Consider the following 22,120-nt stretch of genomic DNA (forward strand, 5'->3'; position numbering starts at 1 on the left):
TTCGGGGGAGGCTTGCTTCATTACGGGGAGGGCGGGGAGCCGAAGCCCCGGGCTCAGGCGGCGGTCTTCTCCGACGCCGCGGCGGCCCACGCGCCCTTGCCCGGTGCCCACTGCCGGATACGGACCCGGCAGACGATGCCGCCCTTGACGTAGGGCTCGGCGTCCAGGACCTCCTGGAGGCGGTCGCGGTCCTCGGCCTCGTAGACCAGCAGGCCGCCGTTGGTGTCCTGGAGCGGCCCGGCGAGCAGCAGGACGCCGCTGTCGGTGAGGGCCCGCAGATAGTCGGTGTGGGCGCGGTGCAGATGCTCCCGGCCCGCACGGTCGACGTTGTACTCGAACTCGACGACGAACTTCGCCATGGATACCTCCGGTGTCACTGGGCGTGGGACGGTGTGCGGGCGGGACTCACATGTAGATGCCGCCGTTGATGTCGATGACGGACCCGGTCGAGTAGCCGGCGCTCTCGGAGCAGAGGTGCAGCACACTGCCGACGGCCTCGGCGACGGTGCCGTAGCGGCCCATCGGCAGCTTGGCCAGGACGGCCTGCCGCTGCTCCGGGTCGCGCCGCTCGAACGCCCCGGCTACCCGCTCGGTGGCGATGGGCCCGTGGGCGACGACGTTGACGACGACCCCGGTCGGGGCCAGCTCGAACGCCAGCTGCTTGGTCATGCCGATGACGGCGGCCTTGGCGGCGACGTACGCGGCGTTGTTGAAGCGGCTGTAGGTACGGCCGCCCGCCGAGGCGAAGTTGACGATGCGGCCGTAGCCGTCGGCGGCCATGCGCGGGGCGCACACCTTGACCGCGATCCAGCTGCTGACGACGTTCTCCAGGAAGGACTCGTCGAAGTGGCCGGTGGTGAGGTCGGCGTAGCCGATCACGCGGGTGTCGCCGCCGACGCCGTTGACGAGGATGGACGGGGCGAACCGGTCGACGATGTCGGTCAGCTGGCGTTCCGCCGCCGGGATGTCGGTGATGTCACCGACGACGGCCTCGACCTTGGTGATCCGTCCCAGCTCCTCGGCGAGCTTGCCGAGGGCCTCGGCGTCCCGGTCGAACAGGACCAGCGTGTGGCCCTCCTCGGCGAGCTCGCGGGAGACCTCCTTGAGGATGCCGCCGGCGGCGCCGACGAGGAGTGCGGTGCGGGGGGTGGGTGCGGGCATGGTGGGTCACCTTGTCTCTCGGGTCGGGGATTACGGGGTGGTCGCTCGGGCGGTGGTGACGGACCCGGTGTCGGGGTCGGAGGTGGAGCCGGGGTCGGTGTCGGGCTTGGTCACGAACCCGGCCAGTCGGGGCAGCAGGGCGAAGCCGGCCGTCACCGCGAGCCCCAGGCCGAGGACGGACATCCACAGCGCCTCGTAGCCGTGGGAGTGGGCGAGGGCGAGTCCGGCGGGGCTGCCGACGACGAACGCCGCGTTCCAGGCGAAGAAGTACGAGCCCTGGTAGGTGCCGCTGCGTCCCGCCGGGGCCCGGTCGGCGATGAAGGTGGCGGACATCGGGGCCCACAGCACCTCGCCGAGCGTCCATACGACGGTGGCGATCGTGAAGGAGACCATGCCGCCGGCGAGGGCGTTGCCGCCGAAGCCGAGGGCCATGAACACGGCCGCCAGGATCAGCGGGACGTGGGCGCGCAGCCCGCCGACCAGACGGGGCACGAGCGGGAGCAGCAGCACGGACAGCACGGCGTTGACGGCGAGGACGAAGCCGATGTCCCCGGTGCTCAGGCCGCTGGCCCGCATGTCGAGCGGCAACGCGGAGTTGACTTGGAGGTAGATGCAGGCCAGCAGGAAGGTCAGGAGGAGGAAGGCGACCAGGACGGGGGTCCGGAAGGGTTCGGCGATCCCGCGGGCGGCCGACTTGAGGGCCGCCGCGGCCCCGGCGGGCCGGTCGGAGTCCTGCGCGGGCGGCGGATCGGCGGGCACCGCGAAGACGAGGGCCGCGTAGACGAGGCTGGAGGCCGCCCAGACGACGAAGAGGGCACCGGGGCTGACTTCGAGCAGGAAACCGGAGAAGACGGGGCTCAGCGACATGCCGATGTTGAAGCCGACGAGGAAGAGGCTGTACGCCTTCGCGAACTGTTCCTGCGGAACGATCGCGGAGATCAGCCCGGCCCCGGCCGGCCGGTCGACGGACGACAGGAACCCGGTGATCAGCGACAGCGCGCACAGGGCGACGACGTTCTCCGCGACGCCGAAGAGCAGAGCCATCGCGGCGGTGACCGGCTGGGCGGCGACGATGGTGCGACGCGGCCCGATCAGATCGGCGACCGCCCCTCCCACCAACCCGGACAACACGACACCGGCGCCGAAGAGACCGACGACTAGCGGGGTCGTACCCGGGGCGACGAGCCCGTCCTGCTCCATGTAGAGCACGAGAAAGGCAGGGGCGAGCGTCCCGAGCCGGCTGACGGTCTGCCCGAACCACAACAACCAGAACGCTTTGGGGAGGGCCATCAGGAGTCCGTTCGTATCGGGGTGGGGAGCGGGTGCGATGGGTGTGTGGGGGGTTGGGGTGGGATGGCGAGGGCGCGTGTCGGGGGCCCGGGGAGCCGGGCGTGTGGCGCGAGGGCCACCGGAGTCCACGTCGAAGCCGCATCAGCTCGTCCGAGAGGCACCGGAGTCCGCACCAGAGCCCCGGCAGCGCGCGTCGGAGCCGCCGGAACCCCCGAGCCCCGCTCAGGAGCCCCGCTGGCCCGCGCCGGTGTCTCAGCCGTCCGCGCCGGAGCCGCTGGGGTTCGCCCGGGTGTCGTGACCGCCCGGGCCGGGGCCCCGGCGGCGCGTCCCGGGGCCGTGCCGGCCCGCCCACCTGTGGTCGAAGTCCGTGCCCGTCGCGGTGGACGGGCGGTGCGTGGCCGGGGTATCGCGTGGGCCGGGTCGGCGTGCCGCGTCGGGGCGGCGGAGCCGAGCGCGCTGTAGGCGAAGGCGGCGGAGACCAGGGTCTTGTGGTGGTGCCAGCCGGCGTACGACCGCCCCTCGAAGGCGCGCAGACCGAAGTCGTCGGCCAGCCGCTCCACCGTGTCGACGGCACCCGTGTGCAGTCTGGCCAGCGCCGACACCTCGCGCGGCGATCTGTCCACGAGATCCGTGAGCCAGATCCGCCCGCCTTCGGACTCGCCGACCAACCGGAGGGCGACGGGGATGCCGGGGAGGCGGACCACCCCCGTCGCCAGTCGCGCCGGCTGGGCTCTGAGAAGGCTCCGCGCGGACACACCACCGACGCCGGCACCGGCACGAGAGCCGGGCCCACCGGGAGCCGCACGGTCCGGGTGCACCACAAGGTCATCGGGTACGGCCACGACGAACCGCCGCCCCCGGCCGACGAGCCCGCCCACCAGCGCGGCGCTGTCCGCGAACCCGACCAGGTCGGCGACCACCGGCACCCCGCCCGGGCCGGTCACATCCCGGGTCCCCACCCCGTCGACCAGGTCCAGTGCCAGGGCATCGGCCGAACCCGCGGCCGGACCCGAACCCGCGTCCTCGGCCCACCGTCCGGGCAGCAGCAACCGCCAGTCGACCGGAGCCGTCCCCTGCTCCACCGCGAGGAACGCCCCGATACCGACCTGGCAGTTGACGGTACGTCCGTCCTGCGGGACGAAGCGGCGGTGCACTCCGCAGGAGCGGTCGCCCCGCTTGGGCAGCACCGCCGTGGCGATGACCAGGGCACGCGGCCGGGACCGCCGGACGACCCAGTCGGCCAGGCGGGCGCGGACCGGTTCCCAGTCCCAGGGGCTGGCGTTGACGAACTGGTGCAGGGCCTGGGCCGCGGTGGCGGAGTCCGAGGCGGAGGCCGCGAGCCGGCGTACCGTCTTGCGACCCGGCGTCACCAGCAGGCCCCGCGTGTAGACATGGGCCCAGCCGCGCTGGTCGGCCCGGGGCAGCCGTTCGAAGATCTCCGCGATGAAGGCATCGAAGGTGCCTGAGGAGGAGCGGCGTGCGGAGGATCCGCCCCGCCCGTGAGCCACGCTGGAAAACGCCCTCACCATGACGCGTTCCCTTCCTCTGGACTGGTCGCACTGGGCGGGCCCCGCCGGTTCGAACGAAGCCTGCCCCTAAAAAATAGAGAACGAACTCTTTGTTTTCAATCGAAGGGGCCACCTTCACCTACGACTTTGAGGAGTCCGCACTCCCGCAGGGCTCTCACCTGCGGTTGTGCAAAAGCATCGCGTCACTCAACTCCCGCTCCGCCACCGGCGCCCAAGGCCCGCCGACGGCCAGCCCCACCGTCAACGCCCCCTTGAACGACGACAGATGCAGCGCGCCGTGGAGTGCCCCGTCACCCCGGGCCGCCACGGTCCGGAACCCCGTGACCCTCCCCGCGTGCGGCCCGAGCGCGGTGTCCACCGAACCGGCGTCGGTCACCCGCAGCTCCGGACCGCCGCCGCCCTCCGTCTCCCGTTCCACGGCCCGGCGGATCGCGGTGTGCGCCCGCCGCTCCGGACGCCACTCCCGCCCCGCCGAGCACAGCACCTCCGCATGGCCCAGGGCCCGGCCCACGAGGTCGCCCCCCGCGGCCACGGCGTCGCGACCGGCGCCGCCCGCCCGCAGCCGCGCCCGCACCAGACCCAGCACACACCCGGGCTCGCTGATCAGCGCCCGCTCGGCGTACCGCCGGCGCAGGGACACCGCCCTGGCGACCGTGACCTCCCGGCGGCCGCTCTCCCGGGCGAACGCGTCGGCCAGCACGGTCGCGAGGAACCCGCTGACCGTCAGCCGCCGCGCACCGCACCAGTCACGCAGCCGCCGGGTCTCGTACGGACCGATGGCGAGGGTCACACCCCCGTCACTCTCACGCACCACCCCGGTCGACCGCCCGCGCCCCGGCCCCGGCCCTGCTTCCGTGCCGTACGACGTCACAGGCCGCCGCGCCGGCCCCGGCACGCACACCCCGCACACCCCACCGCTCTCGTACGTCAGCTCGTCGGTGTCCGGCGGCAGTTCCTCCGGCCCGGCACAGGCGCCCGGAACGCCGAACAGGGCGTCCAGCAGCGGCCGTACGAGACGCCCGACGGAGTGGCCGTCGCAGATCGCGGGGTGAAAGCTGAGGGAGAAACGTGTCGCCCCCTGCGACGTCCGCCCGACCCGCAGCCCCCACAGCCGCTCACCCGCCGCCGGCGCGGGCGTCCCCTGCCGGAACCACAGCCCCCCGCCCCCGGTGTCCTCGATCCGCAGCGACAGCAGCGGCAGCCTCCTCAGCCACAGCTCCACGGCCGCCTCCACCCGCTCCGGCGGGAACGCGCCGTTCACCGTGAAGGAGGTGGTGAGCCCGCCCCTGCCGCGCAGCAGCGCATGGGAGTACGCGAACGTCGCCTCCGTGTCACTGAGCCTGCGCACCCCGTCGACCGGCATACGCTCCCGCTCGCCGCCGCTCACGGTCCCTCGTGCGCGGCGGCCGCGAGAGTCGGTGACGCACATCGCACGGTGTTCGACAGGGTGACCCCATGGCTCGCGAAGTCCAGGGTGACGCGGTCGCGGTCGGCCATGCGGAAGCCGTCGTGGAAACTGCTGCGGTCGGCGCCGATGTAGGCGTAGTGCACACGGCCGGGGGCCAGCAGGGCGTCGTAGGAGAACAGTTCGGACATGATGGCGTCGAGCCCGTAGTGCAGGGCCTTGGTGCCGGTGGTGAACTCGCCCCGCCAGCACGGCTCGCCGTCCCGCTCGATGGTGACGTGCCCGGTGACGTGGCGCGGCGGTTCGTCCAGGAAGAGCCAGGGCGCCACGGCCGCGTCGCACAGCTTGGCGTACGAGAGGTGACCCCGGTGGCGGCGGAAGCGGCCGATGTCGGTGAGGTCGTTGCCGAAGGTGTAGCCGACGTACCGGGGGATGCCCTCCGCGTCGGTGACATAGACCAGGACGACCTCCGCCTCCTCGGTCAGCGCGACGGACCCGGCCGGTGCGCGCAATGCCTCCCCCGAGGTCCTCAGCACATCGCCGAGGCCCTTGAGGAACCAGTTCGGCTGGGACGGGGTGTCCGCGTCCACCTTGACGTTGTGGGTCTGCATGAAGCCGCCGACGAGCGCGTCACCGAGGTGGTCGGGCAGCAGCGGCGGGCGGAAGGACACGGTGTCGCGTTCGCTCACGGGAACGGTCACCGTCTCGGAGGAGGCGAGCAGCACGGCGACGTCACCGCCCTCGGCGAGCAGCTTCCCCAGGCTCAGGTTCCTGAGCGGCGTGAGGCTCAACGGCTGGTCGGACTGGGGCAGTCCGAAGCCGAAGTAACGGCCGCCCCGGTAGGTGCATTCGAACAGTACGGTCATGACGTTCCCGCCTTTCAGGCATGGGTGTGGTGGGTGAGGTGCTTCGGTGGTGTGCGTCAGTGATGTGCGCGTGGGAAGGCCGGGTCAGTAGTCCCGTACGGCCCAGCGCTCCGCGCTCGCGGCGAGGTCCATGCCCCAGCCGGTGCCGTCCGCCGGCGCCAGCGTGTTCGTGTGGCGGTCGACGGCCGGGGGCGGGGCGACGATCATCTCCGGGAAGAAGCGGTCGGACTGCCCGGCCTCGACGGTGAGCGCGTCCGGGTGGCCGAAGGCCAGGGCCCGGCCGGAGTTGATGAGCGGTCCCACCTCGGCGACCTGGACCCCGAACTGGTAGCGGACGCCGTTCTCCCGGGCGTAGGCGACGAGCCCGGCGGCCGGCAGCGGCCCCCCGTTCTTCGACACCCGGATGTTGAACGCGTCGCAGGCCCCGGACTCGACCGCCGTACGGGCGTCCCGGGCCGTGCACACCGACTCGTCGAGCATGATCCGCAGCCCGCCGTCGCGGCGCAGCGCGCGCAGCGCCTCCCACGAGCCCTTGGGCAGCGGTTCCTCCACATAGTCGACGCCGGCCTCGCGCAGCCGGTGGGCGTGGCCGACCGAGTTCTCGGGTGTCCAGCACATGTTGGCGTCGACCATGACCGGCACGTCGTCGCCGACCTTGTCGCGGATCGTCCGGACGGTACGGGTGTCGTGCTCGATGTCGTCCGACGCCTTGATCTTCACGAAGTGGAAGGGGCCCCGGGTGGCGAGGAACTCCTCGGCGTCCAGGCTGAGGTCGAGCACCTGCGAGACGGGCAGCGAACGGCGCCCCTCGCCGGCCTCGCCCGGCAGCAGCTCCCGTCCGCCCACCCCGGTCCGGTGCCCCAGCCAGTCGAGGACCGCCGTCTCCAGCAGGCAGAGCAGGTTGTTGCCGCCGTCGATCCCGAAGGTCCGCGCGAAGCCGTCCCGGTGGAGCAGTCCCAGCAGTTCCCCCGGGTCGCGGCCGGTCAGCAGCGCGAACAACGCGTCGAAGTCGACCTGTTCGAGCGCCGTGCGCACACTCGCGGTGGTCTCCCCGGTGACGTACGAGCGGGGCGCGCACTCGCCGAGGCCGTCCACGCCGTCGGCCGAGAGCCTCAGGACCAGGCTGTCGGAGGTACGCCGCCGGGCGGCCGGATGGTCGAACGGCGTCCGCATGGGCAGCTCGACGTGGTACAGCCGGGCCCGTCCGGACCTGCCGGCCTCAGGCGCCACGGTTCACCCCCTGGAGCAGGGTGTACGTCGACGTCCAGTCGACGAGGTCGGCGCTGACGTCGGTGTAGAAGAGGTAGTGCTTGTCGGTGGGGAACTTCATGATCGAGCCGCGCCCGGAGACCAGGTCCTGGAAGACGGAGTGCGCGGCGTCGAGGTCCACGATCGGGTCGGTCATCCCGGAGACGAACGTCGCGGCGGGGACCGCCGGGCTCAGGCGTCCGCGCGTCAGATAGAGCCGCTCCAGTTCCAGCAGCACCGCCCGCGACCGCCGCGTCAGCTGCCGTACCGCCAGGTCGTCGTGGTCGATGAAGTGCTGGTACTTGACCTCGTCGGTGAAGTCGCCGGCCCGCAGCCCCGCGTCCCACAACTCCTCGCTCCCGCTCGCCGCGACGGCCTCGCGTGCCTCCGGGTCGAGGGTCGCGTGCATCCGGCCCAGCCAGGACGAGCAGAACACGGCCGCGTCGTACGAGGTGGTGAAGCCCTCGTACGCCATCAGGGCCGCCAGGAAGGAGCCGCCGAGGCAGTGCCCGAACAGGGACAGCGGTACGGTCTCGCCGATCATCTCCCGGACGAAGGCGACGCCCTTCGCGTAGTCGCCGAGGACGGTGTCGACGTCCGGTATCTCGTGCCGCGGCCCGGGGCTGATGCCGCTGCCGCGCCGGTCGAGGACGAAGAACGCGATGTCGTTGTCGGCGAACTGCGGGCCCACTTCCCACAGCCATCCGGCGTGGCTCTGCAGCCCGTGGAAGTAGAAGACGGCTCCCTTGATCTGCTCCGGCCGCCACACGTGCAGGGCGAGCCGGGTGTCGCCGCACGGCAGGTCGATGATCTCGCGGCGGGTGTTCTGCGGGGGCCTGAGGGTCTCCAGCATGGTCAACTCTCCTTGATCGGCACTGATGGGTGGGTGAGGGGCGGTTCAGTCGGCGAGGATCGCGTCGACGAAGTCGATGTCCTTCTGGAACGGCTTGTACTTGTACTGAGTGGCGTTGCCCCGCTGCCGCCGGGACTCGACGTACGCGGCGATCGCGCCCTGCGCCACGGTCCGCACCTGGAGCGCGGAGAGCCGTCCGCTGTCCCGCTTCGAGGCGTACTCGATGTTGATGACGGACAGTTCGCGGTCGATCGCGGCGGACAGCACCTCGTCGAGGTCCGCTCCGGGTTCCGGTACCTCGACGACGACGGTGTAGGACGGCGGCTCGTCCCAGCGCGGGCCGCACATGTACAGCCCGGTGTCGAGCCCGCTGCCTTCGAGTCCCTGCCGGATGGCCTGGGTGACCTGGCCCTCGGTGATCTTCTCGCCGGTGAAGGAGTGGAAGACGCCGTCGCGGTGGGTGAAGTGGACCCAGGGGGTGCCGTCCGCGATCCGGTCCACCCGGTAGATGTCACCGGTCCACAGCCGGTAGAGGCCGTTCCCCTGGGACATGATCAGGTGGTAGTCGCGGCCCGCCTCGACCTCGTCGTACAGCAGCGTCTCGACCTTCTCGCCGGCGTCGAGGAGGGCGCCGAGCGGTACGTCGGCGGGGACGAACTCGAAGTACGCCTGGCTGACGGCGAGCGGCTGGCTCTCCAGTGTGTCGTCCACGGGGATGGTGGTGACGCCCTCGGTCCCGCAGCTCATGAACGGCAGCTTGGCGACACCGGGCAGCACGGCCTCCAGGCGCGGCCGGTACAGCTCGGCGGAGGCCGACAGCCAGCAGCTGTACAGCGTCAGCGAGGGCCAGAGGTCCACCAGGCTGAACTCGCCCTTGTCCAGGACCTGTTCGAGGTGCAGCGCGGCCTTCTCGTCGGGCTCGGTCCACGGCTTGCCCTGGAGGGTGCCCTCTCTCAGGTCGCGCACCAGCTCGGCGCCGTGCTCGGCGATCAGGTCGCGCAGCGAGACGAGGGTGCTGGGGTTGATCGCCGAGATGTAGTGCAGGTCCTTGCCGACGAGGTGCCGTACGCGGTGGTACATCCGCCCGGCGTGGCTGGTGGGTGTGTCGGGGCCGAACCACGGCGACTCGTACCACGGCGGGTTCCAGTCCCGGCTGTTGATCTGCGGATGCCGGTTGCTGATCGCCTGGTGCTCGACGCCGTGCACGAAGTCGTACACGTCCTCGCGGACGGTCTGGGTGTCGAGGGTGGCGAAGGGGTGGGCGAGGATCTCGGGGTGGTGTTCGAGGTAGGTGCCCCACATCGCCTTCATCGCGGGGATGCGGTACTTGAGCAGCCAGTGCAGGGTGTACGGGACGCGCTTGGGGGTGCCCGTCGTCCCGCTGGTCTTGAGCCAGCGCAGTACGGGGCTGCACGACAGGATCCCGCCCTTGGTGTGGGTCTCCCGGTCGATCTGCTCGACGAAGTCGTTGTAGCGCATGATCGGCAGCACCGCCCGGAAGGTGTCCGGGGCGGCGGCGACGACGTCGTACCCCTGCTCCTTCCAGTGCAGCGAGGCGGTGCCGATGTCGATGAGGTCGTCGAGGACACGGGCCTGGGCGGCGCCGGGGTCCTTCAGGTCGGCGAGCAGGCTCTCACGGGCCCGGAAGCACTCCTCGACGAAGGGGTCGCGCCGGTCCTGCCAGTGCTGCTGCCACTGCGATGTGCCGTGCGTCTCCATGGCTGTCTCTCCTCAAGAGCTGTGCCGGCGGCCTGTTTTCGGGCATGCCGAAGGGCCGCGCGGCGGTGGCCGAACGGTGGGGTGGGTGCTGTCGGAGGGGGGAGGTCTTCGGTGCGGGGCGGGTCTCTACGGGGTGGAGGGCTACGCGCCGTTCTCCCCGGCCGCGAGCGCGGCCAGCTCGTTCAGGTCGTACAGGGCCTGGCGTTTGGTCCCGTACCGGGTGATCTTGCCGCGGTTGGCCCACTGGCGGATCGTGCCCTCGCGGACGCCGAGGGCGAGGGCGGCGAGCGAGGTGGGGACGCGTTTGCCGCGCGGGGCGCGCAGGTCGTCGTTCATCCCGACTCCTTGGTCTCGAGGGTCGATTGACGATGGTTCATCAGCAGCCACTGGCGTGGCGTGAGCACATGCCCCGCGGCGCACATCGGTCCGCGCAGCACCAGCTCGTCGCCGCCGCGCCCGGGGAGCGACACCTCGGCGTCGCAGTCCGGCTCCACGCACCGGCCGAGCGGTACGAGGTCGGGCTTGGGCGGCGCGACCACGAGCCGCAGGGCGGTGGCGGTGCGGGCGATCTCGTCGGCCGCCGGGCCCGCGGCGGGGTGGGCGGCCAGGAAGTCGATGTGCCGGCCGAGGAAGACGGCCAGCTCGGGCACGGACCGCTCCGGCGCGGCTCCGGCGTCCGGGTCCTCGTCCAGGACGAGCCGGGTCCAGGACGCCAGTCGTACGACGGCGTCGTGCCGGGCGTCCAGCGCCGCGTCGCTCACGGGCGGCGTGTCCGGGCGGTGGCCGGTGACCCGGGCGAGGCCGCCCTGCCGGGCGGGGAGTACGAGCCGCTGCTCGCTCTCGTGGTGGAGCGCGGGCAGGGCGGTCAGATCGGCCGCGAGGGCGCGTTTGCAGGGGCCGCAGAGCCGGGCACCGGGCGCGGCGGGTCTGCGTCGCAGACTGTCGGAGCGGGCCGCACGGCGGCAGCGGCTCGACGCGCACTGTTCCGGGCGGGGACGCGAGGGGATCGGGTCGGCCATGGTCACTGGTCGCCTCACCTTCAGGAGACAAGGAGATGCGGGGAAACGGGGAGCCCCGGAAAACAAAAAAGCGCCGCTCGACGGCGACGCGATGGCACTGCGAAGGCTCCTGGAAGTGGGCAGACTGCCTCGCGAAAGAGTGTTACACGTCTGCCTTGTGGGCCGCAAGAGGCCACCGGAAAAAATCCAACCCGCTTGTGCCGCCCGGTACTTGGCCGCCCACAGACGACAGGTGCCGTCCGCCCCGGCACTCGCGGGGCGGACGGCACCTGTCGCCGACGGCCGGTCAGCGGGGCGTCGGCACACCGAGAACACGGTCGCGAAGGGCGGGGAACTCGGCACGGGTCTTGGCGACGAGCGCCGGGTCGAGGTCGACGACGAGCGTCTCCTCGCCCGCCCCGGCCTCGGCGAGGACCTCGCCCCATGGATCGACCACCACGCTGTGGCCCGCCAGTTCCACCCCGGCGTGCGTACCGGCCGTACCGCAGGCGAGGACGTACGCCTGGGACTCGACGGCCCGGGCGCGGGCCAGCAGCGACCAGTGGGCGCGTCGGGCGGCGGGCCAGCCGGCCGGGACGAGGAACAGCTCCGCGCCGGCGTCCACCAGCAGCCGGAACTGCTCGGGGAAGCGCAGGTCGTAGCAGGTGGCGAGCCCCGCCGTCAGCTCCGCCGGGCCGCCGTCGTCCAGCGTGACGGTGACGGTCTCCTCGCCCCGGCCCAGCAGGGCGGCCTCGCCCCGGTCGAAGCCGAAGCGGTGGATCTTCCGGTACGTCCGGTTCAGCCGGCCGTCGGGCGCGAAGACGAGGGAGGTGTTGAACAGCGTGCCGTCCGGGCCTTGTTCGATGATCGAGCCCGCGTGCAGCCAGACCCGGGCCGCGGCCGCGGCCGCGCCCATCGCCTGTGCCGTGGGCCCGTCCAGCGGCTCGGCGTGGGCGCGGAACTCGTCGAAGGCGAACGCGCCGACCGTCCAGAGTTCCGGCAGGACCACCAGGTCGGCGGTGTGCTGTTCATGAACGAGACCGGCCACGCGGGCACGCCGCTCGGCGACGGTCTCGTCCGGTCGTACGGCGATCTGCGACAGCGCGACGCGCACGGGGTCTCCCTGAGGTGTCGGACGGCCCGGGAGGGCCGGGGGTGGGTTCAGCGCAGGTGCGAGGCGCCGTTGACGTCGATCACGGCACCGCTGCACCACTCGGCCCGCTCACCGCTGAGCCAGGCCACGGCGGCGGCGACGTCCGAGGGCGCGGCGATCCTGCCGAACGGGCTCTGGCGGCGGACCTGCTCCTCGGCGTCCCCGACGAGCATGCTCTCCGCCAGTTCCGTACGGACGAAGCCCGGGGCCACGGCGGTCACCGCGACGCCGAGCGGGCCCAGGGACTGGGCGAGCGACTGGGTCAGCGCATGCAGGGCGGCCTTGGTCGCGCCGTAGGCGGGGGCGTCGGGTTCGCCCCGGTAGGCGCCGCGCGAGCCGACGTTGACGATCCGGGCGCCCCGCGGGCCCTGCGGCCGCTGCCGGAGATGGTCGACGAGGTGCCAGATCAGGTCGGCGGGTCCGAGCAGGTTGACGTCGACGACGCGCCGCCAGTCGGCCTGCCAGTCCTCGTACGAGGTGGTGGCGACGGGCTGCTCGGCGTAGATGCCGGCGTTGTTGACGAGGACGTCCACGGTGCCCAGTCGCGCGACGGCGGACTCGATGATCCCGCGGGCCGCTCCCGGTGTGCCGACATCGCCGGTGACCAGGACGTGGCCGGTGCCGGGCAGGGCGTCCAGGACTGCCTGCGCGGCGGCGGAGTCGGCACGGCAGTGCACGGCCACGCGGTGTCCGTCGGCGGCGAGTTCGGTCGCGATGGCGGCCCCGATGCCCCGGGAACCACCGGTGACGAGCGCGCAGCGTCGAGTCATGGGATGAGCCTTTTCGTCGGAACGGTCAGAAGGAAAAAGGGGATCAGCGCGGCCCGACCGGACACTCCTTCGAGGAGTGCACCAGGGCCCACAGACACTTCAGCTGGGTCTGTACCTCCGTGCCGGTGCTCCCCGCCCGCAGGGCGGCCTCGGCGCCCGCCGTCAGATAGACCGCCAGCAGTTCCAGTTCGTCGGGTGCGGGAGGGTCACCGGCCGGTTCCCGGGCCGCTGCCACCAGGTCCCGCAGGGCGGCCCGCCAGAGGGTGTACCAGTGGGACGGGACGGCCCGTTCCCGGGTGAGCCGGGCCGCCGCGCGGACGGTGACCTCCCGCTCCAGCAGCCGGGCCACTTCGAGGGTGAACTCGGCGGCCGGCGGGAGAGGTCCGGCCGGTACGAGCCGGGCGAGCGCCTCGCCGGTGAGGGCCTCGGCCTCACGGCAGACCGCGGTGGCGAGGTCCGCCTTGGCGGGGAAGTGGAAGGTGAGTGCTCCCATCGTCGCCCCGCAGGCCCGGTGCACGGCGGACAGCGAGGTCCCGGCGTACCCCTGCCGGTCGAACTCGACCGCCGCCGCCGCGATCAGCGCCTGACGGGTACGCTCCGCTCTCACCTGCTTCACCATGGGCTTGACCTCTGCATCCATCACGGGAAATGACTCCCACGGGCCCGCCGCGGACGAGGGCGGGCGGGCGTAGGGGGAGGACGGAAGGCCATGCCCCCAGTCCTGTGAACGTACCGCCGCTTTCCCTCGCGGACGCCTCCCGTGCCCAACCCCGCAACCACTTGGCCAAGTCGGGCGCGCCCGCCTTGACTTCACCCGGCGCGCAGATGCTCCCGGTACCAGGCCGCCGCCCCGGCCAGCCGCTCCAGCGGTCCCGCCCCGGGGGCGCAGCCCGTGAGCCGCCAGATCCGCTCGCTCTCGTACCAGTGGTCACGCGCCAGCAGGGCGAACTGCCGCTCGCTGATCCGCCCCGGCGTCTCCCGCAGCCGCGCGAGGCACGTCTCCCAGGGCCAGTCGTCGGCGCCGGCCGACGGCAGCACGTCCAGCTCGGCGAGTCTCGCCATGAGGTCGCCGCCCCGCACCGGCACCGGATGACTGGCGTGGTGGACACCGCAGGCCACGGCGTCGCCGGCCGGTGCCGTGACCAGGGCGGCGACGAGGCGGGCCAGGTCGTCGACGTCCACGGCGGAGACCTGTCCGTGCCCGCCGTCCCAGCGGCCCGGCACCCGTCGGAGCAGTTCGCCGAGCGCGGGCACGACCCAACGGTCCCCGGGGCCCAGGACCAGCCCGGGGCGCAGGACGACGGCCCCCGCGTCGAGCGCGATCCGCTCGGCCGCCAACCGCGTACGGCTCGCCGCCGACACGGGCGCGGGCACGACCCCGTCGACGGGGATGCCCCGGTGCGGACCGGGCCCGTACACCGCCGCCGTGGACAGGTGGACGATCCGCCCCACCCCCGCGCGCCGTGCCTCGTCGATGATCGCCCGGGTGCCGCCGACGTTCGTCCGCTCGCACTCCTCGGCCCCGCCGGAGACCCGGCAGGCGAGGTGGACGAGGACGTCCGTACCGCTCGCCGCCCCCTGGAGGGACGCGGGGTCCGACAGGTCCGCGCGCACCCACTCCACGCCTGCCCGTCCTCCCGCGTCGGCGGGAACGGTGCGGGCGACGGCCCGCACCTCGACCCCACGTCCGTCGGCCCCGCGTGCGCGCGGCAGCCGACTCAGGACCGCCCGTCCGACGAACCCGGTCGAGCCGGTCAGCAACACCCGGACAGGTCTCATGAAGGCGCACCCTCCCCATGCTCCGCCGCCACCACCGATTCCCCCGCGGTCTCCCCGTTCCCCGGGAACTCCAGCGAGGCGACGATCTCCGCCGGCGCGATGGCCGGCAGCAGACATCGCAGCATGTTCTCTATGCGTGCGGGCAGGTCGGACCGGTTGGTGGAGAGCCGGGACATGATCTGCGTACCGGTGTACGAGGCGACGATCACCTGGGAGAACGCGGCCTCGTCCACCGCCGGGTTCAGCTGGCCGAGTTCACGTGCCTCGGCCAGATGGGTGCGGAACTGCTCGGACCACCAGTCGTAGATCGAGTAGTCCAGCAGGTTCACCTCGCTCTGCTCGACGGCGAGCCGGACGCCGGCCCGGAACAGCACGTTGGAGCGCATCTCGACGGCCAGGTACTGGCACACGTCGATCAGCTGCTGCAAGCCCTTCTGGCCCTGGGGCCACTGCAGTTCGGCGGCCTGGTCGACGATGACCGCGCGGGCCAGCTCTTCCTTCGACTTGAAGTGGAAGTACATGGCTCCGGTCGTGATGCCGGCTCTCTGCAGGATCGCGTTCAGACCCGCGCCGTGGTATCCGGCCTGGTCAAACGCCTCCGCGGCAGCGTGGATGAGCGCGGCCCGAGTCCGTTCCGCGCGTTCCTGCCGTTGTCGTGCCATCGGCAGACTCCCTCAACCCGTAGACAAACAAAAAGAACGACCTCTATTTTATTCACGTCGGCGCCGTCCTGTCACCGCAAGCGCCTTCGCTTCATCTGCGCGTGCCCATAAGCGAGTCACCGCATCAGGGGGGAACACCATGTCCATCAGCCTTGCCCAGAACGGCGTCGAAAACCGTTTTGAGACGGTTTCTTCCGTCTTCACGCACAAGACGAACCAGGACGAAGTGCTGCTGCGCAACTGGCGGCGGACCGCGCCCGACGCCTTCACGGTCACGGCCGCCTGGCCCGCCACCCACCCGTTCTACGTCAACCGCCTGGGTCTGCACGACCCGCTGATGCTCAGCGAGACCGTTCGCCAGACGCTGCCGCTGCTGTCCCACGGCGCCTACAGCGTGCCGTTCGGCCACCAACTGCTGTGGAAGGACTTCAGCTGGACGCTCGACCCGGCGGCCTCGTACGCCGACGGCGGCCCGGCCGAGCTGGAACTGCACATCACCTGCGACGAGGTGACCTACCGTCGTGAGCGGGCGTCCGCGATATCCCTCAGAGTCGACGTCGAGCGCGCAGGCCGCCCGCTGGCCTCGGTACGCTCGCGCTTCACCATCCAGGACCGCACCGTCTACAACCGGCTGCGCGGCCCGTACGCCGACGCGGCCGCCGCCACCGCGCGCGCCGTGCCGCTGCCGCCTCCGGCGGGTCTCACCCCGTTCGGCCGCGACCGCTTCGAGGACGTGGTGCTCGCCGCGACCGACCGGCCCGACCGCTGGCAGCTGCGGGTGGACACCACCCACCCCATCCTCTTCGACCACCTCGTGGACCACGCCCCGGGCATGCTGCTGCTGGAGGCCGCCCGCCAGGCGGCGCTGGCCACGGCCCACCCCGACACGGTGACGGTCACCGGCATGGACAACGACTTCGTCCGGTACGCCGAGATGGACATCCCCTGCTGGCTGGAGGCGGAGCAGCTCGCGGACCCGGACCAGGTCAGGATCAGCGCCCGGCAGCACGGCAAGGAGATCTTCGCCAGCGTGGTGACCCTGGCCGCCGCGCCCGCCGACCCCGCCGCCCACCGCGTCTGACATGTGCCTCTCCCACCCTCGCCGCCGACCCGCGCCCCATGGGCAGTGGTCAGTCCGCCCCGGGTCCACCGGGCGGGTCGGCGGTGGCGGCCGCGTCCCGCAGTGCGTCCAGCAGGCCGCGCAGGGCGGGCTGTTCGAGGGCGGTCTCCCGCGCGGCCGCCGAGATGACCCGGACCGGCTCCGGGTTGCGGACCGGGCGTACGACGACGCCGGGATGCCGGTTGCGCAGCCCAAGCCCCGGCATCAGGCCGACGCCGAGACCGGCCGCGACGAAGCCCTGCGCGGTGGCGTAGTCCTCGCTCTGGATGACGAAGTCGGGGCTGAAGCCGGCCGCCGCGCAGGAGTCGATGACGGGTTCGAGGCAGGGGCCGGGGGGCTCGCTGCCGACCCACTGCTCACCGGACAGCTCGTGGAGGTCGACGGTCTCCTTGCCGGCGAGCGGATGACCGAGGGGCAGTACGGCGGCGTACGGGTCGTCGAGGAGATGGACGAACCGGAAGCCGGCGCTCGCGCGGTCACGGGTCTGGACGACCACGGCCAGGTCGGCCCGGCCCCGCACCACTTCCTGGAGCGGGTCCTCGGGGTCGGTCAGTTCGAGGTCGACGCGGACGCCGGGGTGCTCGGTGCGCAGCCGGGCCAGGGCGGGCGCCACCAAGGTGGAGCCGGCCGTGGCGAAGTAGCGGACCGACAGCCGGCCGGTACGCCCGGCGCGGAGGTCGGCGAGGGCGGACTCCGCCTGCGCGACCGCCGAGCTGATCAGGGCCGCGTGCTCGGTGAGCAGCAGACCCGCGGCCGTGGGGCGCACCCCTCGGCCGAACCGCTCCAGCAGCGCCGTACCGGCCTGCTTCTCCAGAGCCGCCACCTGCTGGCTGACGGCGGATGGTGTGTAGCCGAGGTGAGCCGCGGCGGCGGTGACCGTGCCGCTGGTGACCACCGCGCGCAGGACCTGGAGCCGTCTCACATCGAGCATGTAGCTGAGCTTAACAGAATAGGTAGAACCATTTGCTTGTCCTCAAAGCTTGATTGAGGCACCTTCGTAGGACCGGGACGAGAACGCACCGGGTGTCATGGGACGGAGGAAACATCGTGAACAGCGGTACGCGGAGTCTGTGGGGCGGATTACGGGTGGCCGTGCTCGCCCTGCTGTGGGGATCGACCTTCCTCTGGATCGAGCTGGCGCTGCGCGGGCTCTCCCCGCTCCAGGTCACGTTCGTCCGCTGTGCCCTCGGCGCGCTGGTCCTCGTCGTCGCCTGTTACGCGACCGGGCATCGGATGCCCCGGGGCGTGACCGTCTGGCGGCACATCGCCGTCGCGGCCTTCTTCTGCAACGCGCTGCCGTTCGCGCTGTTCAGCCTGGGGCAGCAGACGGTCGAATCGGGTCTCGCCGGTGTCCTGAACGCCACGACCCCGCTCTGGTCGATCGCCCTCGGCCTGGCCCTCGGCTCGGAACGCGGACTGCGTCCCGTGCGGCTGGCCGGCCTGCTGCTGGGCTTCACCGGGACGATCGTGATCTTCGCCCCCTGGCAGACGACCGGGGCGACCGGCTGGGGCGCCCTCGCGATCCTCGGCGCGGCGGCCAGCTACGCCGTCGCGTTCACGTACATGGGCCGCACGCTGGTCCGCAAGGGCACCCCCACCATCTCGCTCTCCGCCGCCCAGCTCGTGGCGGCGAGCGGGCTGACGGCGGTCGCGATGCCGGTGGGCGGCCTGGAGTCGATCGACGTCGGCCCGGCCGTCGTGACCGCGGCCGTCGTCCTGAGCGTCTTCTGCACGGCGATCACCTTCCACCTCACCTACCGCATCATCAACGACGAGGGCGCCACCAACGCCGCCGTGGTCGGCTATCTCCTCCCGGTCGTCTCCGTCCTGCTGGGCGCGGTCGTCCTGGGCGAGAACCTCAGCGTGCGGGTGGTGCTGGGCATGGCCGTGGTCCTCGTGGGGGTCGGGCTGACGCGGCGGAAGACGGCGGTGGCGTCGGTTTCGGCCACGGCTCCGGGGGACGGGGGCGTGGGCTCCGAGCCGCAGCCCGACGAGACGGGGGCCTCGGGGGAGCGGGGCGCCAGGGGGCTTGCGACGGAGAGGCCGGCCTCCGGGCTGTCGGCTTCCGGGGTGTCGGCTTTCGGTGCGCGGGTCTCCGGGCAGCCGGGCCTGTCGGCCTCCGAAGAGCCCGGCACCGTACAGCCGGCCTCCGGGGTGTCGGCTTCCGGTGCGCGGGTCTCCGGGCAGCCGGCTTCCGAAGAGCCCGGCACCGTACAGCCGGGCCTCGAAGCGGCCGGTACCGAACAGCCGGCCTCCGACGCGCCCGCCGCAGCGAAGGCGGACTCCGCAGAGCCGAGCCGCGGTGACACTCCCCGGCGCACTCCCGGGCGCACCCTCCTGGAGAACGCCCGGTGACTCACGGCGCATCCGAGCCCAGGCTGTGGTCGGCGTATCGCGCGCTGACCGAGAAGGCGGTCTTCACTGACCTCACCCACGCCTTCCGGCCTGGGCAGCCGCATTTCCCGGGCTTCGGGAACGAGCGGCGCGAGACGCTCTTCGACCTGGAGCGCGGCGACGGTTTCACCGTCCACCGCTACACGCTGGTCGGCCAGTGGGGCACGCACGTCGACCCGCCCTCCCACTTCGTGGCCGGAGCCCGCGCGCTGGACCGTATCCCGGTCGAGGAGATGATCCTGCCGCTGGTGGTGCTCGACATCGCCGCCCGGGTCGAGACCGACCCCGACGCCACGCCCACCCTGGACGACGTGAGGTCATGGGAGGAGCGCAACGGCCGTATCCCGTCCGGCTCGTTCGTCGCCCTGCGCACCGGGTGGAGCCGGCGCTGGCCGGACCCGGTGGCGCTGGCCAACCGGGACGAGGCGGGCGTCAGCCACACGCCGGGCTGGTCGGCCGAGGTCCTGCGGTACCTGTTCGAGGACGCCGGGGTCACCGCCATCGGCCACGAACAGTCCGACACCGACCCGGGCCTCGCCGCCTCCGCGGGCGACTACAGCCTGGAGGAGTACGTCCTGCGACGTGACCGCTGGCAGATCGAACTGCTGGCCCATCTCGACCAGGTCCCCGAGGCAGGGGCTTTGATCATCGCCACGTGGCCCAAGCCACAGGGCGGTTCGGGATTCCCGGCACGGGTGTTCGCCGTACACCCGACGGAGTGAGCCAGCGCTTGCAAGGCTTGGAGCGGCATTCGCTCCTCGTTTGGTCCGGGCTCGTCGCCGTGTGAGCCACTGCCCTGTGACAGGTGTCTCTGTCGGGACGCTGGGCGGATATGAGGCTGGTCACGTCGATCACGGACGTTATGTATCGCCGCAGTTCAGAGCGGTGAACCGCGGAGACGGCCAGGGCCGCCACCCCCCACAGGAGAGGCCCCGGCCGTCGCGCGGCACGGGCCGCGCGGCGGCCCGTACTTCCTACAGCGCCATGTCTGCGTTTTCTGTCACACCCTGGCGGGTCACGGCTTAGTTGCATCCTGGACGGACATGGACGGGGCATGGTTTCAGGTCGTAACGTGCCTTTCGCGCCAACGCGGAGGCGGCAAGACCACCGCAACCACCTGCGGTGTTGACACCGCAGCCATTGATCGAGGAACCACGACGGCGAGAACCCGGTCCGCGAGAGCGGCGCCGGCTTAGGCGCAGAAGGGCGCGCGGTGCTGGGGGACGACGCGGAGCTGACCGCCGCGGTGCGTGCGGCACAGGACGGGGATGAGACCGCGTTCCGGACTGTGTACCGCGCCGTGCACCCGCGGCTGCTCGGGTACGTACGGACGCTGGTCGGCGATCCCGACGCCGAGGACGTGACGTCCGAGGCCTGGTTGCAGATAGCCCGTGACCTGGAGCGGTTCACCGGCGACGCGGACCGTTTCCGCGGCTGGGCCGCCCGTATCGCCCGTAATCGCGCGCTGGACCACATACGCATGCGCGGGCGCCGGCCCGCGATCGGCGGTGACGAGACCGAGCTGACGGGCCGGGCCGCCGAGTCCGACACCGCGGGTGAGGCCATGGAGGCGCTCGCCACCGACGGCACGTTCTCCCTGATCGCCCGGCTGCCGCAGGACCAGGCCGAGGCGGTCGTGCTGCGGGTGGTCGTGGGGCTCGACGCGAAGTCCGCCGCGCAGACGCTCGGCAAGCGCCCGGGCGCCGTCCGGACGGCGGCGCACCGGGGTCTCAAGCGGCTCGCCGAGCTGCTCGGCGACGACCCGGAGGCCGATCCGGAATCGGCCGGGGTGCTCGACGCCCTGCCGCCCCAGCGAGAACCGCGTGGCGGTGCGGTGACGTCCGCAGGTGTGACGCGTAGCGTCCCGCGGACGCAGAAGGATGTGTGATGGCCGACGAGCAGTACAGGTGGCTGGACCGCGAAACGGCGGAGCATTTGCTGAGCGGAGAGCCACTCGAAGCTGTCGACGGCGCCGACCGGGACCAGGCCGAACGACTCGCCAGGACGCTCGGGGCGCTGTCCGCGTCACCCCCGCTGACCAGCGAGGAACTCCCCGGTGAGGCCGCGGCGATGGCCGCTTTCCGCAAGGTGCGCGAGCAACGCGCCGACGCCGCCGCTGCCCTCGCGGACCCAGGAGCCACGGGCCCACGGGCCGCCGCCGAGGTCGTGGACGCCGGACTGGTCCGGATCGGAACCTCGCGCGGCGGCGGCTCCGGCGCTGTCCGGCGGCCCCGCTGGGCGCGTCCCGCACGCCTCGCCCTGGCCGCCGTGCTGGCCGTCGGCATGGTCGGCGGGATCGCGGTCGCGGCCGGAACCGGAGTCCTGACACCGTTCGGCGGCGACGAGCCGGACCCCGGTGCCTCGGTGTCCGCCGCCGTCTCTCCTCCCGGGAGCCCGCTGACGTCGCCCTCGCCGAGCGACGCCGTACAGGGTGGGTCCACCCCGGAGAACAGCCCGGACGACGGCCCGGACGACGCCCCGAGCGGCCCCGCGGCGGGCGGCGCCGGTGACTCCGGACGGGGCGAGGCACGCGACGACGCGGCCCGGAAGCCAGGCACCGGCGAGCGGGGCGACCGCCCCGGCGACAGCCGCAGGAAGATCACCTCCGCCTGCCGCGACCTCCGCGACGGCAAGCGCCTGAACGCCGACCGCAGGCGCGCCCTGCGGGACGCGGCGGGCGGCACCCAGGTGCGGAAGTACTGCAAGGGCGTCCTGTCCACGACCGGCTCCCGCTCCACGACCGATACCCGCTCCACGGACGGCGACGACGAGGCCGGCGACAAGGGCAGGCACCGGAACAAGAACAAGAACAAGGGCGAGGACCGGGACCGAAACGGGGACCGCGAGCAGGACCGCGAGCAGGACCGCAACCGGCACCACCGCAACGACGACGATGACCACGCGCACCGCAGCCACTCCCGGCAGTCCCTCGCACCCCTGCGACCTGCGGTTTCGTACCCCGTGAAAATCTCCTGGCCGAGGGTGTGACGTTTTCGGCCGCCCTGGCGCAGTAATGAGTGAGCCGACTGGTCATCGGCCGTCGCACAGAGCCGGGGTTCCCCCCGTACCTACGGCTCGTGCACCTGAGCGGGGGGGGGGGGGGGGGCCCCCCCCCCCCCCCCCCCCCCCCCCCCCCCCCCCCCCTCCCCCCCCCCCCCCCCCGCCCCACCCCC

General features: G+C 72.4%; 20 protein-coding genes and 2 pseudogenes. 5 read left to right on the forward strand and 17 right to left on the reverse strand.

Features of this window, described 5'->3' with window-relative positions; translation table 11 throughout:
- Positions 1-53: 53 nt before the first annotated feature.
- The 16 genes and pseudogenes from ACZ6I3_RS24140 to ACZ6I3_RS24215 form a co-directional block, all read right to left on the reverse strand.
- Entirely contained in the window at positions 54-359 is a 306-nt protein-coding gene (locus ACZ6I3_RS24140) for a YciI family protein (protein ID WP_469417246.1), read from the reverse strand.
- A gap of 46 nt (positions 360-405) precedes the next feature.
- Positions 406-1,161 carry an SDR family NAD(P)-dependent oxidoreductase gene (locus ACZ6I3_RS24145; RefSeq protein ID WP_469417248.1) on the reverse strand — a complete coding sequence of 252 codons (756 nt, stop codon included), beginning with the start codon at positions 1,159-1,161 and terminating at the stop codon, positions 406-408.
- Between the two features lie 30 nt (positions 1,162-1,191).
- The gene (locus tag ACZ6I3_RS24150) at positions 1,192-2,451 is read right to left on the reverse strand and encodes an MFS transporter (RefSeq protein ID WP_469417250.1); all 1,260 of its coding nucleotides are present in this window, start codon (positions 2,449-2,451) and stop codon (positions 1,192-1,194) included.
- 428 nt (positions 2,452-2,879) lie between these two features.
- A pseudogene (locus tag ACZ6I3_RS24155) lies at positions 2,880-3,980 on the reverse strand (IS701 family transposase); the annotation flags it as partial.
- Positions 3,981-4,134: 154 nt separating this feature from the next.
- Positions 4,135-5,367: a hypothetical protein gene (locus ACZ6I3_RS24160; RefSeq protein WP_469417251.1), complete on the reverse strand. Its 1,233-nt coding sequence runs from the start codon at positions 5,365-5,367 to the stop codon at positions 4,135-4,137.
- Entirely contained in the window at positions 5,364-6,251 is an 888-nt protein-coding gene (locus tag ACZ6I3_RS24165) for an FAH family protein (RefSeq protein ID WP_469417253.1), read from the reverse strand. Before ACZ6I3_RS24165 ends, ACZ6I3_RS24160 begins: the two co-directional genes overlap by 4 nt.
- An 84-nt stretch (positions 6,252-6,335) precedes the next feature.
- Positions 6,336-7,481 carry a mandelate racemase/muconate lactonizing enzyme family protein gene (locus ACZ6I3_RS24170; RefSeq protein WP_469417255.1) on the reverse strand — a complete coding sequence of 382 codons (1,146 nt, stop codon included), beginning with the start codon at positions 7,479-7,481 and terminating at the stop codon, positions 6,336-6,338.
- Positions 7,471-8,352: an alpha/beta hydrolase gene (locus ACZ6I3_RS24175; RefSeq protein ID WP_469417256.1), complete on the reverse strand. Its 882-nt coding sequence runs from the start codon at positions 8,350-8,352 to the stop codon at positions 7,471-7,473. Before ACZ6I3_RS24175 ends, ACZ6I3_RS24170 begins: the two co-directional genes overlap by 11 nt.
- Before the next feature lie 45 nt (positions 8,353-8,397).
- On the reverse strand, positions 8,398-10,071 hold the full coding sequence (locus ACZ6I3_RS24180) for a GH3 family acyl-acid amido synthetase (protein ID WP_469417257.1): 1,674 nt from the start codon (positions 10,069-10,071) through the stop codon (positions 8,398-8,400).
- 141 nt (positions 10,072-10,212) lie between these two features.
- Positions 10,213-10,407 (reverse strand): hypothetical protein, encoded by a 195-nt coding sequence (locus tag ACZ6I3_RS24185; RefSeq protein WP_391099252.1) that lies wholly within the window; start codon positions 10,405-10,407, stop codon positions 10,213-10,215.
- Positions 10,404-11,096 (reverse strand): hypothetical protein, encoded by a 693-nt coding sequence (locus ACZ6I3_RS24190; RefSeq protein WP_469417259.1) that lies wholly within the window; start codon positions 11,094-11,096, stop codon positions 10,404-10,406. Before ACZ6I3_RS24190 ends, ACZ6I3_RS24185 begins: the two co-directional genes overlap by 4 nt.
- 280 nt (positions 11,097-11,376) lie before the next feature.
- Positions 11,377-12,183 (reverse strand): carbon-nitrogen family hydrolase, encoded by an 807-nt coding sequence (locus ACZ6I3_RS24195; protein ID WP_469417260.1) that lies wholly within the window; start codon positions 12,181-12,183, stop codon positions 11,377-11,379.
- A 47-nt stretch (positions 12,184-12,230) separates the two neighbouring features.
- A complete protein-coding gene (locus tag ACZ6I3_RS24200) occupies positions 12,231-12,992 on the reverse strand; it encodes an SDR family NAD(P)-dependent oxidoreductase (RefSeq protein WP_469417262.1) in 762 nt (253 codons plus the stop codon).
- Between the two features lie 43 nt (positions 12,993-13,035).
- On the reverse strand, positions 13,036-13,599 hold the full coding sequence (locus ACZ6I3_RS24205) for a TetR family transcriptional regulator (protein ID WP_469417264.1): 564 nt from the start codon (positions 13,597-13,599) through the stop codon (positions 13,036-13,038).
- 203 nt (positions 13,600-13,802) lie between these two features.
- Positions 13,803-14,771, reverse strand: a complete 969-nt coding sequence (locus ACZ6I3_RS24210; protein ID WP_469417266.1) for an NAD-dependent epimerase/dehydratase family protein — start codon at positions 14,769-14,771, stop codon at positions 13,803-13,805.
- On the reverse strand, positions 14,768-15,433 hold the full coding sequence (locus ACZ6I3_RS24215; protein ID WP_469417268.1) for a ScbR family autoregulator-binding transcription factor: 666 nt from the start codon (positions 15,431-15,433) through the stop codon (positions 14,768-14,770). The genes ACZ6I3_RS24210 and ACZ6I3_RS24215 overlap by 4 nt, the downstream gene beginning before the upstream one ends.
- Before the next feature lie 139 nt (positions 15,434-15,572).
- Between ACZ6I3_RS24215 and ACZ6I3_RS24220 the strand changes: the two genes are divergently transcribed.
- Positions 15,573-16,514: a ScbA/BarX family gamma-butyrolactone biosynthesis protein gene (locus tag ACZ6I3_RS24220; protein ID WP_469417269.1), complete on the forward strand. Its 942-nt coding sequence runs from the start codon at positions 15,573-15,575 to the stop codon at positions 16,512-16,514.
- A gap of 49 nt (positions 16,515-16,563) precedes the next feature.
- Here the strand turns inward: ACZ6I3_RS24220 and ACZ6I3_RS24225 are convergent, their stop codons facing one another.
- Complete coding sequence (locus tag ACZ6I3_RS24225; RefSeq protein WP_469417271.1) at positions 16,564-17,484, reverse strand: LysR family transcriptional regulator; 921 nt, start codon at positions 17,482-17,484, stop codon at positions 16,564-16,566.
- 137 nt (positions 17,485-17,621) lie between these two features.
- Here ACZ6I3_RS24225 and ACZ6I3_RS24230 point away from each other — a divergent pair.
- The 4 genes and pseudogenes from ACZ6I3_RS24230 to ACZ6I3_RS24245 all read left to right on the forward strand — a co-directional run.
- A pseudogene (locus ACZ6I3_RS24230) lies at positions 17,622-18,542 on the forward strand (DMT family transporter); the annotation flags it as partial.
- A gap of 362 nt (positions 18,543-18,904) precedes the next feature.
- Entirely contained in the window at positions 18,905-19,669 is a 765-nt protein-coding gene (locus ACZ6I3_RS24235) for a cyclase family protein (protein ID WP_469417273.1), read from the forward strand.
- A gap of 491 nt (positions 19,670-20,160) precedes the next feature.
- Positions 20,161-20,835 carry an RNA polymerase sigma factor gene (locus tag ACZ6I3_RS24240; RefSeq protein WP_382837895.1) on the forward strand — a complete coding sequence of 225 codons (675 nt, stop codon included), beginning with the start codon at positions 20,161-20,163 and terminating at the stop codon, positions 20,833-20,835.
- The gene (locus tag ACZ6I3_RS24245) at positions 20,835-21,935 is read left to right on the forward strand and encodes a hypothetical protein (RefSeq protein ID WP_469417275.1); all 1,101 of its coding nucleotides are present in this window, start codon (positions 20,835-20,837) and stop codon (positions 21,933-21,935) included. Before ACZ6I3_RS24240 ends, ACZ6I3_RS24245 begins: the two co-directional genes overlap by 1 nt.
- Positions 21,936-22,120 lie beyond the last annotated feature (185 nt).

The sequence above is a fragment of the Streptomyces sp. NPDC041940 genome (assembly GCF_055589465.1).

Excerpts from the sequence above, each read along its gene's own strand:
- ACZ6I3_RS24140 (WP_469417246.1), bottom strand. The coding sequence starts at position 359 with ATGGCGAAGTTCGTCGTCGAGTTCGAGTACAACGTCGACCGTGCGGGC.
- ACZ6I3_RS24145 (WP_469417248.1), bottom strand. The coding sequence starts at position 1,161 with ATGCCCGCACCCACCCCCCGCACCGCACTCCTCGTCGGCGCCGCCGGC.
- ACZ6I3_RS24150 (WP_469417250.1), bottom strand. The coding sequence starts at position 2,451 with ATGGCCCTCCCCAAAGCGTTCTGGTTGTTGTGGTTCGGGCAGACCGTC.
- ACZ6I3_RS24165 (WP_469417253.1), bottom strand. The coding sequence starts at position 6,251 with ATGACCGTACTGTTCGAATGCACCTACCGGGGCGGCCGTTACTTCGGC.
- ACZ6I3_RS24175 (WP_469417256.1), bottom strand. The coding sequence starts at position 8,352 with ATGCTGGAGACCCTCAGGCCCCCGCAGAACACCCGCCGCGAGATCATC.
- ACZ6I3_RS24180 (WP_469417257.1), bottom strand. The coding sequence starts at position 10,071 with ATGGAGACGCACGGCACATCGCAGTGGCAGCAGCACTGGCAGGACCGG.
- ACZ6I3_RS24185 (WP_391099252.1), bottom strand. The coding sequence starts at position 10,407 with ATGAACGACGACCTGCGCGCCCCGCGCGGCAAACGCGTCCCCACCTCG.
- ACZ6I3_RS24200 (WP_469417262.1), bottom strand. The coding sequence starts at position 12,992 with ATGACTCGACGCTGCGCGCTCGTCACCGGTGGTTCCCGGGGCATCGGG.
- ACZ6I3_RS24210 (WP_469417266.1), bottom strand. The coding sequence starts at position 14,771 with ATGAGACCTGTCCGGGTGTTGCTGACCGGCTCGACCGGGTTCGTCGGA.
- ACZ6I3_RS24215 (WP_469417268.1), bottom strand. The coding sequence starts at position 15,433 with ATGGCACGACAACGGCAGGAACGCGCGGAACGGACTCGGGCCGCGCTC.
- ACZ6I3_RS24220 (WP_469417269.1), top strand. The coding sequence starts at position 15,573 with ATGTCCATCAGCCTTGCCCAGAACGGCGTCGAAAACCGTTTTGAGACG.
- ACZ6I3_RS24225 (WP_469417271.1), bottom strand. The coding sequence starts at position 17,484 with ATGCTCGATGTGAGACGGCTCCAGGTCCTGCGCGCGGTGGTCACCAGC.
- ACZ6I3_RS24245 (WP_469417275.1), top strand. The coding sequence starts at position 20,835 with ATGGCCGACGAGCAGTACAGGTGGCTGGACCGCGAAACGGCGGAGCAT.